The organism is Methylorubrum pseudosasae (genome assembly GCF_029504475.1).
GTDB lineage: Bacteria > Pseudomonadota > Alphaproteobacteria > Rhizobiales > Beijerinckiaceae > Methylobacterium > Methylobacterium extorquens.
In genome coordinates this window covers 106,587-119,507 of sequence record NZ_JAQGDU010000002.1, presented here as the reverse complement: position 1 = coordinate 119,507, position 12,921 = coordinate 106,587, and the positions used below count along the sequence as shown (strand labels likewise).

Annotated in this window: 14 protein-coding genes and 1 tRNA gene; 4 read left to right on the top strand and 11 right to left on the bottom strand. The window is 62.6% G+C overall.

The window, feature by feature from the left end; all coding sequences use genetic code 11:
• Positions 1-37 precede the first annotated feature (37 nt).
• From M2437_RS01425 to M2437_RS01405, 5 genes are all read right to left on the bottom strand, one after another.
• A complete protein-coding gene (locus tag M2437_RS01425; protein ID WP_253389200.1) occupies positions 38-925 on the bottom strand; it encodes a glycosyltransferase family 2 protein in 888 nt (295 codons plus the stop codon).
• Positions 926-1,010: 85 nt separating this feature from the next.
• On the bottom strand, positions 1,011-1,535 hold the full coding sequence (locus tag M2437_RS01420; RefSeq protein WP_499006384.1) for a hypothetical protein: 525 nt from the start codon (positions 1,533-1,535) through the stop codon (positions 1,011-1,013).
• A complete protein-coding gene (locus M2437_RS01415; protein ID WP_499006383.1) occupies positions 1,462-2,346 on the bottom strand; it encodes a hypothetical protein in 885 nt (294 codons plus the stop codon). The genes M2437_RS01420 and M2437_RS01415 overlap by 74 nt, the downstream gene beginning before the upstream one ends.
• A 61-nt stretch (positions 2,347-2,407) precedes the next feature.
• On the bottom strand, positions 2,408-3,316 hold the full coding sequence (locus M2437_RS01410; protein ID WP_209688043.1) for a glycoside hydrolase family 16 protein: 909 nt from the start codon (positions 3,314-3,316) through the stop codon (positions 2,408-2,410).
• Positions 3,317-3,455: 139 nt separating this feature from the next.
• Positions 3,456-4,316 (bottom strand): FkbM family methyltransferase, encoded by an 861-nt coding sequence (locus M2437_RS01405; RefSeq protein WP_209688044.1) that lies wholly within the window; start codon positions 4,314-4,316, stop codon positions 3,456-3,458.
• A gap of 478 nt (positions 4,317-4,794) precedes the next feature.
• On the opposite strand from M2437_RS01405, the gene M2437_RS01400 reads away from it, so the two are divergent.
• On the top strand, positions 4,795-5,952 hold the full coding sequence (locus M2437_RS01400) for a glycosyltransferase (protein WP_209688045.1): 1,158 nt from the start codon (positions 4,795-4,797) through the stop codon (positions 5,950-5,952).
• A 232-nt stretch (positions 5,953-6,184) separates the two neighbouring features.
• Positions 6,185-6,397 carry a hypothetical protein gene (locus M2437_RS01395; RefSeq protein WP_209688046.1) on the top strand — a complete coding sequence of 71 codons (213 nt, stop codon included), beginning with the start codon at positions 6,185-6,187 and terminating at the stop codon, positions 6,395-6,397.
• Positions 6,398-6,483: 86 nt separating this feature from the next.
• On the opposite strand, the gene M2437_RS01390 is transcribed toward M2437_RS01395, so the two are convergent.
• Both M2437_RS01390 and M2437_RS01385 read right to left on the bottom strand, forming a co-directional pair.
• A complete protein-coding gene (locus M2437_RS01390) occupies positions 6,484-7,710 on the bottom strand; it encodes a polysaccharide biosynthesis/export family protein (protein ID WP_209688047.1) in 1,227 nt (408 codons plus the stop codon).
• A 775-nt stretch (positions 7,711-8,485) separates the two neighbouring features.
• The gene (locus M2437_RS01385; RefSeq protein WP_253389199.1) at positions 8,486-8,743 is read right to left on the bottom strand and encodes a hypothetical protein; all 258 of its coding nucleotides are present in this window, start codon (positions 8,741-8,743) and stop codon (positions 8,486-8,488) included.
• On the opposite strand from M2437_RS01385, the gene M2437_RS01380 reads away from it, so the two are divergent.
• The gene (locus M2437_RS01380) at positions 8,744-9,319 is read left to right on the top strand and encodes a calcium-binding protein (protein ID WP_209688048.1); all 576 of its coding nucleotides are present in this window, start codon (positions 8,744-8,746) and stop codon (positions 9,317-9,319) included.
• Positions 9,320-9,624: 305 nt separating this feature from the next.
• Here the strand turns inward: M2437_RS01380 and M2437_RS01375 are convergent.
• A tRNA-Arg gene (locus M2437_RS01375) sits at positions 9,625-9,701 on the bottom strand.
• A gap of 276 nt (positions 9,702-9,977) precedes the next feature.
• Here M2437_RS01375 and M2437_RS01370 point away from each other — a divergent pair.
• On the top strand, positions 9,978-10,406 hold the full coding sequence (locus M2437_RS01370; RefSeq protein ID WP_253389679.1) for an RNA polymerase sigma factor region1.1 domain-containing protein: 429 nt from the start codon (positions 9,978-9,980) through the stop codon (positions 10,404-10,406).
• A 119-nt stretch (positions 10,407-10,525) separates the two neighbouring features.
• On the opposite strand, the gene M2437_RS01365 is transcribed toward M2437_RS01370, so the two are convergent.
• From M2437_RS01365 to M2437_RS01355, 3 genes are all read right to left on the bottom strand, one after another.
• Positions 10,526-11,281, bottom strand: coding sequence for a DUF72 domain-containing protein (locus M2437_RS01365; RefSeq protein WP_253389197.1), 756 nt, complete (start codon positions 11,279-11,281; stop codon positions 10,526-10,528).
• Positions 11,278-11,592 (bottom strand): hypothetical protein, encoded by a 315-nt coding sequence (locus tag M2437_RS01360; protein WP_253389196.1) that lies wholly within the window; start codon positions 11,590-11,592, stop codon positions 11,278-11,280. The genes M2437_RS01365 and M2437_RS01360 overlap by 4 nt, the downstream gene beginning before the upstream one ends.
• A gap of 132 nt (positions 11,593-11,724) precedes the next feature.
• Positions 11,725-12,906, bottom strand: coding sequence for a DUF4268 domain-containing protein (locus M2437_RS01355; protein ID WP_253389195.1), 1,182 nt, complete (start codon positions 12,904-12,906; stop codon positions 11,725-11,727).
• Positions 12,907-12,921 lie beyond the last annotated feature (15 nt).

The following is a 12,921-nucleotide window of genomic DNA, read 5'->3' as shown; positions in this document are numbered from 1 at the left end:
CCCGCGGCGAGACGACCGACGCTCTCCTGCCGCCGGCTCAGGCTTGGCGATATTCCTCCAGGATCCGCGGCTTCAGACAGTAAACGAACGCGCCGGCATGCAGGGCGCCGCGGGCGAGCCACCAGATCGCACGGGTCGGCCGCGGCAGGACAAGGGCCGCCCTCAGGACCGAGTAGACGGCCTTGGCGGTGGAGGTCAGCGGCAGCCGGGCGCGCGCCCGCTTGTCGAACCGCGACAGCATCAGGGCATGCGTCTGCCCGGACCGGAACTTACGCCGCATCACCCAGGACAAGGTCGCGCGCCCGGGCGTGACGTCCTCGTAGACGATGCTGTCCGGCCGGTAGGCCATGCCGCCGCCGGCGGTCGTGATGCTGCGGAAGAACAACGTATCTTCGCCGCCGGTCACCCCGCATTCCACCGCGAACCGGATCTGGTGTCGACGCACGAAATCGAGGTCGATCAGGGCATTCGAAGTATAGGCGTTGTCGATCCGTCCGGCATCGGCGATCCGGTTGCTGTGGAAATCCAGGCGGGGAGCCCAGCCGGGCAGCCCTTCCCCGTACACCGCGACCACCTGCCCGATGACGGCGGCCTGCCCGTCCCGGCCGGCGATCAGACGTTCGAGCCAATCGTGGGCGGCGACTTCATCGTCGTCGAGAAACGCGAGCCAGCGCGTCGGCGTGGCGTCCAGGGCGGCGTTGCGGGCGATCGAAATGTTGCGGTCGGGGGCGTGCACATAGGTCACGGCGCAGGGCAAATGCTCGTCGCACCACGCCACCAGGGACCGGGCCGATCCGGCCGCATCGTTGTCGATCACCACGACGTGGCGACATTGGGTGGCGACAGACTGTATCGCCTGCACAAGGGTCGCCCGCCGATAGGTGCAGATGCAGACCGTGACGTCGTCGGGGGCGAGGCCATCCATTCGCGTGGGATCCTGAGTTTGACCGTAGCCGTGTGATCGATCGTAGAGGATGTGCTGCTCCGAATCCGCTCCGCAACCCGATATCTCACGGCGTGCAGGCGGCATCACGACATCGGGCGCGCAGGGCCGCCTTCAGTCGCGCGGGATTGACCCGCGTCAGCAGGACTTCGCTCTCGCCCTCGCCGGCGAAGCTCGCGAAGGCGAAGCGCCCCTGCGCGTCCCAGGCATCGTATCCGGTATGGACGTTCAGGGCGCCGAGCCGGGGATCGAGGTCGGCGAGGCTGCATAGGCGCGTCGAGCGTCCGGTCGCGAGGTCGACCTCGTAGAGCAAGGCGGGTCCAGCATCGGGCGCGTAGCTCGTCGCGGCCGCATAGGCCGTCGCCCCAGCGGGATCGACCTGGAACATCCAGAGGAACGAGCCGGGCCGTTCCATCGTCACTTGGCCGATGGCAGTCCAGGCGATCGTGTCGCCTGCCGCATCCTCGCTGAAGCGGTAGAGGTGGCCCCGGCTATCGGCGGCGAAGCAGAGATGGCGATCAGGAAAGCAGCGGCCGGTCTCGAGGGCGCGGGGCTCGACCAGCGGCGAGATCGGGCCGCGGCACCGGGCCAACTCCCGGCTCGTAGCGGTAGAGATGGGCATAGATCCCGGCTGCGTAGCCCGACCCTGCTCCGGCCGAACCGTACAGGCGTCCCTTCGCGTCGGTGAACATGAAGCGGTTCAGGTAGAGGAACGGGCGATCGTAGCCCGCGGGGCGGCCAAGCGATGCGGTCACGCTGCCGGTCGCGTCGTATCGCACGACCTCGCCGGTCGGCACGATGGCGCCGAACAGCGCGTTCCGGGCGGGGTCCGCGGCGAGGGTGACCACGCTTCCGTGCGGAAGGCCGGTGCCGCCCTTCTCCCGTGCGCTGAGGTCGGTGAAGTGGTCCGTGTCGGGATCGTAGGCGTACCAGTGGAAGCCCCGCTTCGCCTTGTAATCGGCATCGAGACCCGAGGAATCCATGGTCGCGACATAGACCTTTCCGTTCATGAAGGTCGGGCGGGTGTGGAACTTCTCCGCTGTCTCGCCCCGGTGCCAATTGCCCGCGGCCTCCGAGGCCGAGCGGGCGTCGCCGACGAGGCGCAGGTCATCCCGGCCTGCTGGCAGGCGGTACAGGGCCGCATTGGTGCGATGATCCATGCCGGCCACGTAGAGATCGCCGTTCGGCGCCGATCCGGTCGCATGCCAGCTCTGGGAGGGGACGAGGCCGTTGGGCGTGGACGGCAGCTTCCACAACTGCACGCCCTCGATGCGGCCCGCCTGCGGGGATGCCATCACACCCGGTTCGGCCTGCGCCGGGCTCATCACGAGGGCAAGGCCGAGGGCGAGCCCGCGCGCCACGGCGCCGCCGGACAGGCTCGGCGGACGGTCGAATCGCGCCATGGCCGAAACCCCTGACGGTGCGGACGGAGGAGAGTCGGAGGGGGCCGTGCGCAACACGATCTCAGCCCGGCAGCTTCCAGGCGCTGACGCGCTGGATCACGAATTCCCCGGGCCAGGGTGTCGTCTCGTCCGGCCAGCCGCCCCACTTGCCGCCGATGGCGAGGTTGAGAAGGAGGTACATCGGAACCTGCTTCATGTCGGACGGCGTCGGGACGCGACGGACCTCCTTCCGATCGACGTACCAGACGATCTCGTCGGCCGACCAGGCGACCCCGTAGCTGTGCCAATCCGCGCCCGGGCCGCCGACCTTGAACGGCAGCTTGATCGGCATGGACGAGGTCAGGTGATCGGCGCCCGAGATGATGCCGGCATGGATCTGCTCCGGCTCGCCCAATCCCTCGAAAACGTCGAGTTCACCATTCTGGGGCCAGGCCCCCCGAACCGGAAGAAGCCAGAACGCCGGCCAGAACCCTTTGCCGACCGGGAGCTTCGCAGTGATCTCGAAATAGCCGAACAATTGCGAGAAGCTGAACTTCGTGGTCAGCACGCCCGCCCAGTAGGGGCGATCGAACATGATCGGCAGCAGCGCCATCGGCGTCTTGGAGCCGACGATGGCGAGCGAGGCGCCCGGATCGATCCGGAAGGGATTCAGACCCAGGGGCTTGTCGAGAACCCGCCCCTCCGCGACCCCGGCGAAAGTCGCGTCGACATAGATGCTCGAACCGCTGCCAGTGCGGTAGACGGCCTTGCTCGGGTCGCCCGCACCGAGAACCGTTCTCCAGCGCGTCGGCGCTGCGGGCCGCTTCGCCATCTCCGAGGCGTCGAGCCGCTCCCAGTGTTCGTCGAAGGTCTTGCCGCCGAGGGTGTCCGGATTGATCTGGCTCGGCAGCGGCTGCGCGAGACCTTGGAGCGGCCTCGCAGCCCCGGCGACACAGAGCAGGCAGCCAAGGACGGCAAGGACCCGCTTCATGCTGAGACCAATCGATACATGCAGGAACATGCGGATGATCGAACCTTCGGTAATAATTTAACCTTCGGCGGTGGCCTGAGCTACCGGATGCCGAGGTGGGCGCGAGGACATCGCTCCTGCCTTTGCAGAATTCGCGCCTTCATCCGTTGAACAATGCCCTGAATTGCCCTTCGTCGCGATGCGGGACCATCACGTAGTTCGTACGCGTCGCCTCGAAAGTGGGAGCGCCGAAGGTCATCGCCTCCTCGATCTTGAAGCCCGGCAGTGCTCGGAAACGGAGATAGCCGGCCTCTTCGAGCAATGCTTCCAATTGGAGGCAGCGCTCTTTCCGCCGCTCCATCGTCGCGGCTTCAGCCTCGGCGACCTCGGTCAGGTAGGGAAGGATCTCCATCACGATGATCGGCTGATCACGGCCGAGGGTGCTTCTCAGGCCGCGCAGCACCTCCAGCTCTCCGCCCTCGACGTCGATCTTGATCACGCCCACGGGCCCGGTGCCGGCCGCATCGAGAATCGTATCGCCGGATTCCACGTAGACGCGACGCTCGAACTTGCGCCGGTTGGCGGCCGTCCAGAAGTCGCCGACGAGGGTCGCCTGCGGATCCGATTGGTCGGAGAAATGCAGAGTGATCGTTCCGCGCGATTCGCTGAGTCCGAGCGGCACGACGATGCTGTTCTTGATGTCGTTCTGATCGATGATCTGATTGACGTAGTCGCAGCACGATACGGAAACCTCGAAGCCGATATAATCGCGCTCTCGGTCGAACGAGCGCAGCTTCAGAAGGATCTGTCCCACATTCACGCCGACATCGACGAAGGTGCCGCCCTTCATCTCGACAATCGCTTTGATGAAATCGTTTAGATAATCCTCGTGCCCGTCGAGGTGACTGACATGGAAATTGCCCTTGTGCGGAATGGCGAATGTCCGACCATCGATCTTGACCGGCGATACTTTTCTCAGTCGTCTCCGAAGTCTCGTTACGGCATGAATGAGATTTGCCATTAAATTTAACTCCAGATATGGTCGCGCAATGAAATTGTTCATGTTTCTAGGCTGATTCAACGTGTAAGTCTACTGTGGATCAATAATGCAAGGTCGGCATGATTGAGTTTATGACGGCCTATGCGGAGAATATGGCATGAACATACGCGGATTGATATTTTTATCCGCGAGTTATTGTTACGGAGCGGTGCTTCAATAATAAGGAATGATCGTGCATTAAAAGCTATAGATAGAGCAAGGGTATCATATATATACGGAGTATGTCTGCCGGAAAATTTATTGACGAACGTTCGAGGCGTGATCTGGAAAGATCTTGACCTTCGCTTGTCCCGGCGGCATGGCCGAGAACTTGCGTTTAACGTTGCCCGGGCAGTTTACCCCTGCGGCGCCAGAATCATGCGGGGCATGGAAGCGGATGGCACTTCGTCACCGGAACGATGACCGCAGTCGCCCAAGGCCCACGAGCCTTTGAGGATCCATGTCCCGTCCCGAATCCGTGCGGATCGCCTACTTCGTCCACGACCTGAACGATCCGGCGGTTCGCCGCCGGATCCGCATGTTCAAGGCCGGAGGCGCCGAGATCTATCTCGCCGGTTTCCGGCGCGGCCTGCCCGTCACGTCGATCGAAGGCGTTCCGGCTCATGACCTCGGCCGGACGGCCGATGGACGGTTCCTGAAGCGCGTGGCGGCAACGGCGTGGGCGGCGCTCAACGGAAGCCGCTGGGCAGGCGGCGTCGAGGGTGCGGATCTCATCGTCGCGCGGAACCTTGAGATGCTGGCGGTGGCCCAAGCGGTGCGGGGCGGGCGCACGCGAATCCCCGTGATCTACGAATGCCTGGACATCCACCGGCTCATGCTCTCTCAGGGGCCGGCTGGGCGTGGGTTGCGCTGGCTCGAGGGCGCTCTCGCCCGCCGGTCCGCGGCCCTCATCACCAGTTCGCCGGCCTTCGTGGAGAATTACTTCGAACCCCATTCGCAGGTCGGGCTGCCGGTCGAGCTCGTCGAGAACAAGGTGTTCATCGAGCAGGCCCTGCCGCCGCCTGCAGCGCGGACCAACCGGGGAGATGGAGCGCCCTGGCGAATCGGCTGGTTCGGTGCGATTCGCTGCCTGAAGAGCTTCCGCATCCTCTCCGCCGTATCCCGCCGCCTCGACGGGGCGCTCGAAGTCGTCCTCCGTGGACGTCCGGCCCATCGTGAGTTTCCGGATTTCGACGCGATGATCGCCGCCGAGCCCTACATGCGCTTCGAGGGACCGTATCGGAATCCCGAAGAGCTTCCACGCATCTACGGCGAGGTCGATTTCGCCTGGGTGATCGACTTCTTCGAGGAAGGCCAGAACTCGGAGTGGCTCCTGCCGAATCGCCTCTACGAAAGCGGCTGGGTTGGCACGGTGCCGATCGCGCTGGAGCGCACGGCCATCGGTCACTGGCTGGCCGCCCGGCGCATCGGCCTTTGCCTGGGAGACGATCTCGAAACGGCGTTGACCGAGACCCTGCAGGCGCTGGATCGTGAACAGTTCCGGTCGCTTCAGGAGGCCGTCGGCGCGCGCGTGACCGAGGACTGGGTCCATACACCGACGGAGTGTCGGCACCTGATCGCGCGCCTCATGGACGCCGCTCCCGCGGCCGACCGCTAGCGATCGGGCCGTGTCGCCGATCCGACCGAGGCGCGTAGTCCTCGTGGTGCTCGCCTTGGGCGCCTCCTGCGGGGCGGGCGGCGCGCAGGAGGGGCGCCCGATCCACCCCGCAGAGTCGCCCGGCGCCCGCGCTCGGCTCGGAACAGCCCAGAGCGCGCGCGCGCGACTAGCCCCCCCGGCGCTTGCGACGTCCCTGCGATCGAACCTGGTCGGGCGCTGGGAGGGATCCGATTTGACGCTGACGGTCGATCAGGATGCGATGCAAGCCAATCGCGACCCGGAAAGGCCGTTCCAATGGGATCCGCTGCATATCCTCGATGCCCGCGAGAACATGTTGGTGTTCGAGCTGGGCGGCGACCGCTACATCGCCCTGATCACAGGGGAAAGCATGACCCTGACCCAGGCGGGGTTGGCGGGCTACCGAAGTCTCACGCGCAAACGTTAGATCGCGTGTTTCGGCATGCGGACCACCCTGATGGCCGGCGGGAACGGCGCCAAGGCCCGGGCGCCTTCCGCACCTGGGCCGCGCGGTCAGTACGAGCGGGTCGCGGCGACGGCGCTCGCATTGCTGGTCAGTCCCGACAGGCTCGCCGTGAAGCGCTGAAGCCCGACAGCCGGAGCCTCCGCCACGAAGATGATGTCCCGGCTACGCATCAGGAACTCGCTCGAAACGAAGAACGCATCCGAACGGCCGAAGTCGCAGGTATAGATCGTCGGGATCTCGTTGCCGGCATAGCCGGTCAGATCCACGCCCATCTCCTCGAGCGCCCGGCGGGACTCGAGCCGGTACAGGAAGACGGCGCCGGGATCGGCACGGTTCGGATCGAGGCCACCGGACTTCGCGGCGGCTTCGGCAAGGCTCATCGTATCATTCTCGAAGGTGAAGCGGCGGTTGTTCAAGCCACCGAGCGAGCCCGGAGCCGGGGTCGCACCCAACGTTAGATAAAAGCGTGGCTCCTTGGTCAGGAAAACGATATCGCCCGGCGAAAGATAGGGATTCTGGTCCGGGATCTTCACGACGCTGCTCAGGAGGGTCTGGGTCGTGCGGTTGCCCCGCTTGAGCGTGACGATCGTCTCGTAGGGGGCGCTGCGTGGCCCCCCGCCCCGGGTAATGGCTTCGAGCAAGCGCAGGCCGCCGGGATCGATCTCCACCCGCGTCGGCTGGTTGACGTCACCAAGGACGCTGACCGAACCCGAACGGCGATCTCCGATGGAGACGACGACCTGCGGCTCGACGGCACGCTGCTTCAGGCGCTCCGTGATGTCGCGCGCCACCTGCTGCGGAGTTCGTCCCGCCGCCGCGACCTGACCGGCATAGGGCACCGTGATTGAGCCGCTTGCCTCAACCTGCTGCGGAGGAATCGCCACGAAGTTGCCGCCCCGCGGCGCACCGCCTTCCGAGGCGATGAACAGGCCACCCGCACTGGCCTCGAAGATCGTGATGTTCACGACGTCGCCTACGCCGATGCTGCCGTGCCGGCTCTCAGAGCCGCTGAGGACACGTGCCATCAGCGGCGTCAGCGCATGGGTCTGCGCATTGGCCGCGTTCACGGCGGCGGCGCTGAGATCGAGCTGGACGAACCCGACGGGCGCGCGCCGTTCCGATTTGATGACAGCGCCCGTCTCGACCGTCGCGCGGGCGGGACCGTCACTGGACAGGTAGGTACAGGCCGCGAGCGCCTCCATCAGCAGCAATCCAGCAAGGGCTGGAGCGACGAGCCGACGGCACATGCCCTGCCATCCGCCGGACGCGGACATCGACCCATTCGAATCGCCTCGGCAGGACATGTTCATGCGCTTCAAAGTCTAGCTCCCTGCCCATCCCGCCACCTTCGCGAAGCATCGAGCAGTCATTTCAATAATGTCGCGCGCCGTGATTGTCCTTAGCTTGATAGCCGTTATCCGCGTTATGCATAGCCTAATGGCTGATGAGCAACAGAGGTCTATAAAAATCGCTAGATTTTGGAAATTGTAGAGTTGACTGGGCTATCGGGTTTAATTCCGCCGGTCCGGTGATTATCGACCCGCGCTGAGGTATCGCGTTCCATCGGCGGAGATGCCTCCAGTCCGGGGCGGGTGCTGCCGACCGGTCCTTTGTCTGGATCGCGCCGGCTTTGACAGGGCCGGACGGTGCGCCTCGAACCCGAGTCTTTAGATCGTGGCCGAAAACCCCAACTAAATGTTCGCGGTGCAGGATGATGGCGTCGCAATCCCGGCTGCGACGAGGCCTGCGTCGGTTCATTGCGCGAGCGCGATACGCCGGTACATGCTCGTCGACGCCACGTTGGGATGCAGCCCGAGGTCGACACGACCGCTTTCCCTCGTGACACGCACCCGACGCAAACGTCGGACCACCTTTCCGCGAGCGGCCTTGCCCGTACAGTCCGGGGTGAGATGTCGGCGCGCTGAAGGCCCACTTCTGTCGCGCTGATATATTTTTCTTACAATACGAGATTGGCGCTGTGACGAGGCGCGACTTAAGCCGGTGCCAATTTTGCAACGAGTGCTAGGCATGAATTGAGAATCCGGCGATCTATTGTCTGATTTGATCTCGCCATGTCGCCATCAGCACGGCCGAATATCGATCAAAAGTACGTAGGATCTGGTTTTTTATTTCGATATCAGCCGTTTCAGCACACATTCGGGCCACAATCGGAAAATTTGTCTCAAAATAGGCTGTCATCGCAAGATTTGTACTGAATTCATTGGTTGACAAATCCTTAAGGCTGTCGATACAAAGCGCCGTCAGGCTTTCGAGTTTGAAAACCTTTTCGAGCGCAGGAGAATTCAAATGGCACTTCCTTCCACTGGTCCTGTCCTGACCGGCGTCAAGTACTTCGGCACCAATGGAGCCGATACCATTACCGGCACAGCCGGCGGCGATCTCATCGACGGCCAGCTCGGTAACGACCTGATCAACGGCAACGGTGGCGCCGACAAGCTGTACGGCGGCGCGGGCAACGATCGTCTGAGCGGTGGCGCAGGCAACGACCTGCTGCAGGGCGGCAAGGGCGTCGACGCGCTGTACGGCGGTGCCGGCAACGATACGTTTGCCTTTTCGAAGGCGGATTTCGACGTGTCTCTGGGCGCTAAGCCCCAGGATTTCGTGTGGGACTTTGAAGGTGCCGGCGTTGCAGGCGGCGACTTTCTGCGGTTCAGCGGTTTCGGTGCCGACTCGACGCTGACGAAGGTCACCACCGATTCTGTCGTGAATGCGCTGGCCAAGTACAATCCTGGCCTCGACTACTACACGCTCAAGGACAGCAACGACGGCGCATCCTACACCATCGCGATCAAGACCGGCGGCGTGGCGCTGAGCGACTCCTTCGACTACCACTTCTACGACACGGGCGCACTCTTGGTCTGATACAAGCCTCGCCCGGCAGCGGGGTTGCGCGGCGGTGATCCCGGAGGGTCGCCGTCGCGCCTATTGTATGGTCGTCGAGCGTCCGCCGTCCGAGATCGCGCCGCTAGCCGTTCCGCCGGCTGATGCGGAAGAATGTGACGGCGAGGGAGATCTCGTTCCGGAAGGCGTGGCTTCAGTCGATCGTCGATCGGATCGAGGTCGGCGCGGACGTGATCCGCATTATCGGCGACAAGACCATTCTAGAGGCCGCCGTCATCGGCGCAGGCTCATCAGTCGCGCCGAGTGTTCGCAGTTCTGCGTGGAAATGGCGCACCCGACACGATTCGAACGTGTGACCTTTGCCTTCGGAGGGCAACGCTCTATCCAGCTGAGCTACGGGTGCTGACCGTGGCTCGTGAGTAGCCCAACTGGGCGGCGGACGCAACGGTGCTGCGCGGGCCGAGCGAATGCCCTGATCGCTCAAAGGGATGGTAGCGTAGCCCTCCTCAGGCAAAGGTCACACATTCGAATCGTGTCGGGTGCGCCAGGGAGGGGTAGAGGGGCCGCTCGCGCGCCGGCAATGTGTCCGCGGTTGCGGACGCGGCGCCGATGGTGTGCCTTGGGTGCGCCGCTCTATCCTGTCTGCTGTCGGCACAGCAGCGGCGTAGGGGCTGGGATGATGGGCGCAATCGATCGCGGGACGCTCGACCGGCTGATTGCTCTGGGCCGATCTCGCGGGGAGCTGACCGCCGAGGAACTCCGCGCTGTGTTGCCAGTCGACAGCATGGACGTGGATGCCCTCGTCCTGGTGATGCTGGAACTGGAGGAAGCCGGTGTGAGCGTCGAGCCGGAGGCGTTCGGGCCTCGGGCTGACCGGCCTGTGCCCCTCGCGCCGGACTTGCCCTCGTCCGCCGGCGGTGCTCGGCCACTGTCCATGAGCACCGTAAGCGTTGGGTCGGCAGCGATGACGGCTCAGTCCACGGGCGAAGTCACCGAGGCTCCGGAGCCGGCAGGCGATCCCGGCGAGAGGATTCAGGTAGACCGGATTGTCCTTCTCTCTGGCCTCGCGGCCTTCCTCGTCCTGGTGATGGTGCTGATTCTGCTGTGATCCGCGGCTCTCTGCTGCGGCCTGCATCGCGGAAGGAGGCATTCAGCCGTTCGCTGCCGACGCAATGCGGTTGTGCGGTCAGCTCCCCGATGCGCATGGCTGGCAGCCGCACACGAGCTTCACATCCGTCGCCCGGCATCTCGGCTCAAGCGTTCCAGCGTCGAAAGCGCGTCACTCGTGGCCGCAAACTCCGCCGTGTTGTCGAAGATGCACCAGTTCGGCAGCCCGTCCTTCGCCTCAGCCACGAGACGCTCCGCTAGTGCGTCGAGCACATCCGGCCTGTAGGCCGAGTAGTAGATCCGAGGAGACCCGTGCAGCCGATGGTAGGCCAGGCCTTGCCAGCCGCCTGGTTCGCTCGCTTGAGGCACCGGTGCCGGATCGACTGCGACGCGAGCAATCAGCAGGTCTGCTAAGAGCGTGTTGACGCTGGGCGCAAACCAACTCGGATGCCGCGGTTCGCAGACGATGCTTCCCGAGAATGCCCGCCTGAAGCGCTGCAGGAACTCACCACTCGTCCCGTTCTGAAAGGCAAGGCTCGGCGGCAGTTGCAGCAAGAGTGGGCCCAGCTTGAGGCCGAGCCCGGCGATCTCATCGAGGAATCGCGCGAGCGGTTCGTCCACGTTCTCGAGCCGCCGCTCGTGCGTGATTGTGCGTGGGACCTTCACAGCAAAGCGGAATTGCTCGGGCACGGCCGCGGCCCACCGCTCGTAGGTCGCGACGCGATGCGGCCGATAGAAGGAGGTATTGATCTCCACCGCATTGAAGCGCTGTGCGTAGCGTTCGAGATGACTCCCGGTTTGTGGAAACCGATCGGCGTAAGCCCGCGGCACGTTCCAGCCCGCCGTCCCAACAGAAGTGACGCTCAGCAATTTCATCCCTGATCAGCCAGCTGTGCTGTCTTGGCGTTCCCCATCGGGTTCCAGTCGACATTGGTTGATACGCCGCGGGCAGCAGCGGCAGCTACGAGACGTTGACGGACGTCCAAGCTCGCCCGAGCAACCATGTAGCCCGCCTCACGATCGCCGATCATGATCGAGGCGTCGCGTGGGGCCAAGTGCCAGTGCAGGCCAATCAGCGCACACAGCACGGTATCGAGTCTGTCCTGATCAGCCTTCCACGGGGCCGCGATGCCGGCGAGGCCGTCAGCCTGTCTCTCGCGCTGGAACTGCCGCCTATTGCCGGCCATGTCTCAATGCCGATCGTGCAAGCTGCAGAAGGCACGCCGACAGGGGACCAGCCTAGGCCGGAAGTTCCGGCCTCAACGATCCATACGCCAAGATTTGGAATTCACGCCGAACTGTATCGAATGAGCAATAAACTACGCCTCGTCCGGCGAAACATTCTCATGAATATCGGTGTTCGTTTCCGTCCCACTGAAGCCGCCTGACTTTATTTTAGAGCCAACATTGGCAACGGCCTGCTTGAGAGCCTTATCGAATCTGATCATCGACTCACTCAAGACTTCAATCATTTCCTCCCAGCGCTCCCGATCAAAAACATTCGCTTCAAACTCGAATTTGATGCGGCACGCCCGTTTTGTTTCTAAAAGTTGCCACACAAGGGCCTGGCCAAAAATTGTCTCGATGGAATCCTTTTGCTTCCACAGATCATTGTAGATATCTTCGTTCACAACTTTGTTGCCGCGATCGATATAAAGCTCAACTCGACAAAAGGATTGGGTTGCTACAAAATTCAAGCTGAGCCCACGCACACCGGACGATGTGCCAAGCCAGCTCTGCTTCGTTGGGGCAACAGACGTGTAAAGACCTGAGATCGAATTCATCCTTTTGATCAACTTAGCCCAGAATTCACGCCGAAGAGCATATCGCCCCTTCTCAGCCTCAGCATCTCCCACTTCGTCGAGGGCCTTATTAGCCAGCCCTACCATGAAGTCCTCGGTATCCTTTGTGGGGATAATCTGCTCGATGCTCAAAAACAAATCATCGCCTAAGCGGTAGGGCCTTGTTCTGAAGCATTGAATCCTAATTTTAAAATTCATCAGCCAGAGAACTGTTGATGTAACCTCTTTACGGAAGTTCGCCGCAACCAAAATGATTCTCTGTGTGACACCCTTGTTCAGCTTAAGATCTTCGACATCATCAACCTCGAAGAAATCACAAAGCTTTTCGTCGGCGCTGTCAGGGCTCGCATTCTTGAGCAGATAGTCTTGATAAATTTTTCTAATGTCATCGCGGCCTAATCGAGCGCAATAAGATGCATACTTTAGCGCCTGCCAGGTTACATCACGGCCGGCATCGTCCAGTTTGTTCTCGATAAGAACCAAGGCTCCTTCTTTGTCGAGCGCTAAAAGATCGAGACGCTCATTGGTATCCGAGAAGCCGGCGAATTCCTTTTGTATGATCAGCAAATCCTCACCCAAAGCGCTGGGATGATGTGCAATCCACTCCTGTATATGGGCGCGCTCTTTGAATCCCAGCGCAGAAAATGTTGGGACTTCGAGCGCAATAATCCGGTTTTTATATCTGTCTATTTTATACATCACAACAAAATCCCT

Excerpts from the sequence above, each read along its gene's own strand:
- M2437_RS01425 (WP_253389200.1), bottom strand. The coding sequence starts at position 925 with ATGGATGGCCTCGCCCCCGACGACGTCACGGTCTGCATCTGCACCTAT.
- M2437_RS01415 (WP_499006383.1), bottom strand. The coding sequence starts at position 2,346 with ATGGCGCGATTCGACCGTCCGCCGAGCCTGTCCGGCGGCGCCGTGGCG.
- M2437_RS01410 (WP_209688043.1), bottom strand. The coding sequence starts at position 3,316 with ATGAAGCGGGTCCTTGCCGTCCTTGGCTGCCTGCTCTGTGTCGCCGGG.
- M2437_RS01405 (WP_209688044.1), bottom strand. The coding sequence starts at position 4,316 with ATGGCAAATCTCATTCATGCCGTAACGAGACTTCGGAGACGACTGAGA.
- M2437_RS01400 (WP_209688045.1), top strand. The coding sequence starts at position 4,795 with ATGTCCCGTCCCGAATCCGTGCGGATCGCCTACTTCGTCCACGACCTG.
- M2437_RS01390 (WP_209688047.1), bottom strand. The coding sequence starts at position 7,710 with ATGTCCGCGTCCGGCGGATGGCAGGGCATGTGCCGTCGGCTCGTCGCT.
- M2437_RS01380 (WP_209688048.1), top strand. The coding sequence starts at position 8,744 with ATGGCACTTCCTTCCACTGGTCCTGTCCTGACCGGCGTCAAGTACTTC.
- M2437_RS01370 (WP_253389679.1), top strand. The coding sequence starts at position 9,978 with ATGGGCGCAATCGATCGCGGGACGCTCGACCGGCTGATTGCTCTGGGC.
- M2437_RS01365 (WP_253389197.1), bottom strand. The coding sequence starts at position 11,281 with ATGAAATTGCTGAGCGTCACTTCTGTTGGGACGGCGGGCTGGAACGTG.
- M2437_RS01360 (WP_253389196.1), bottom strand. The coding sequence starts at position 11,592 with ATGGCCGGCAATAGGCGGCAGTTCCAGCGCGAGAGACAGGCTGACGGC.
- M2437_RS01355 (WP_253389195.1), bottom strand. The coding sequence starts at position 12,906 with ATGTATAAAATAGACAGATATAAAAACCGGATTATTGCGCTCGAAGTC.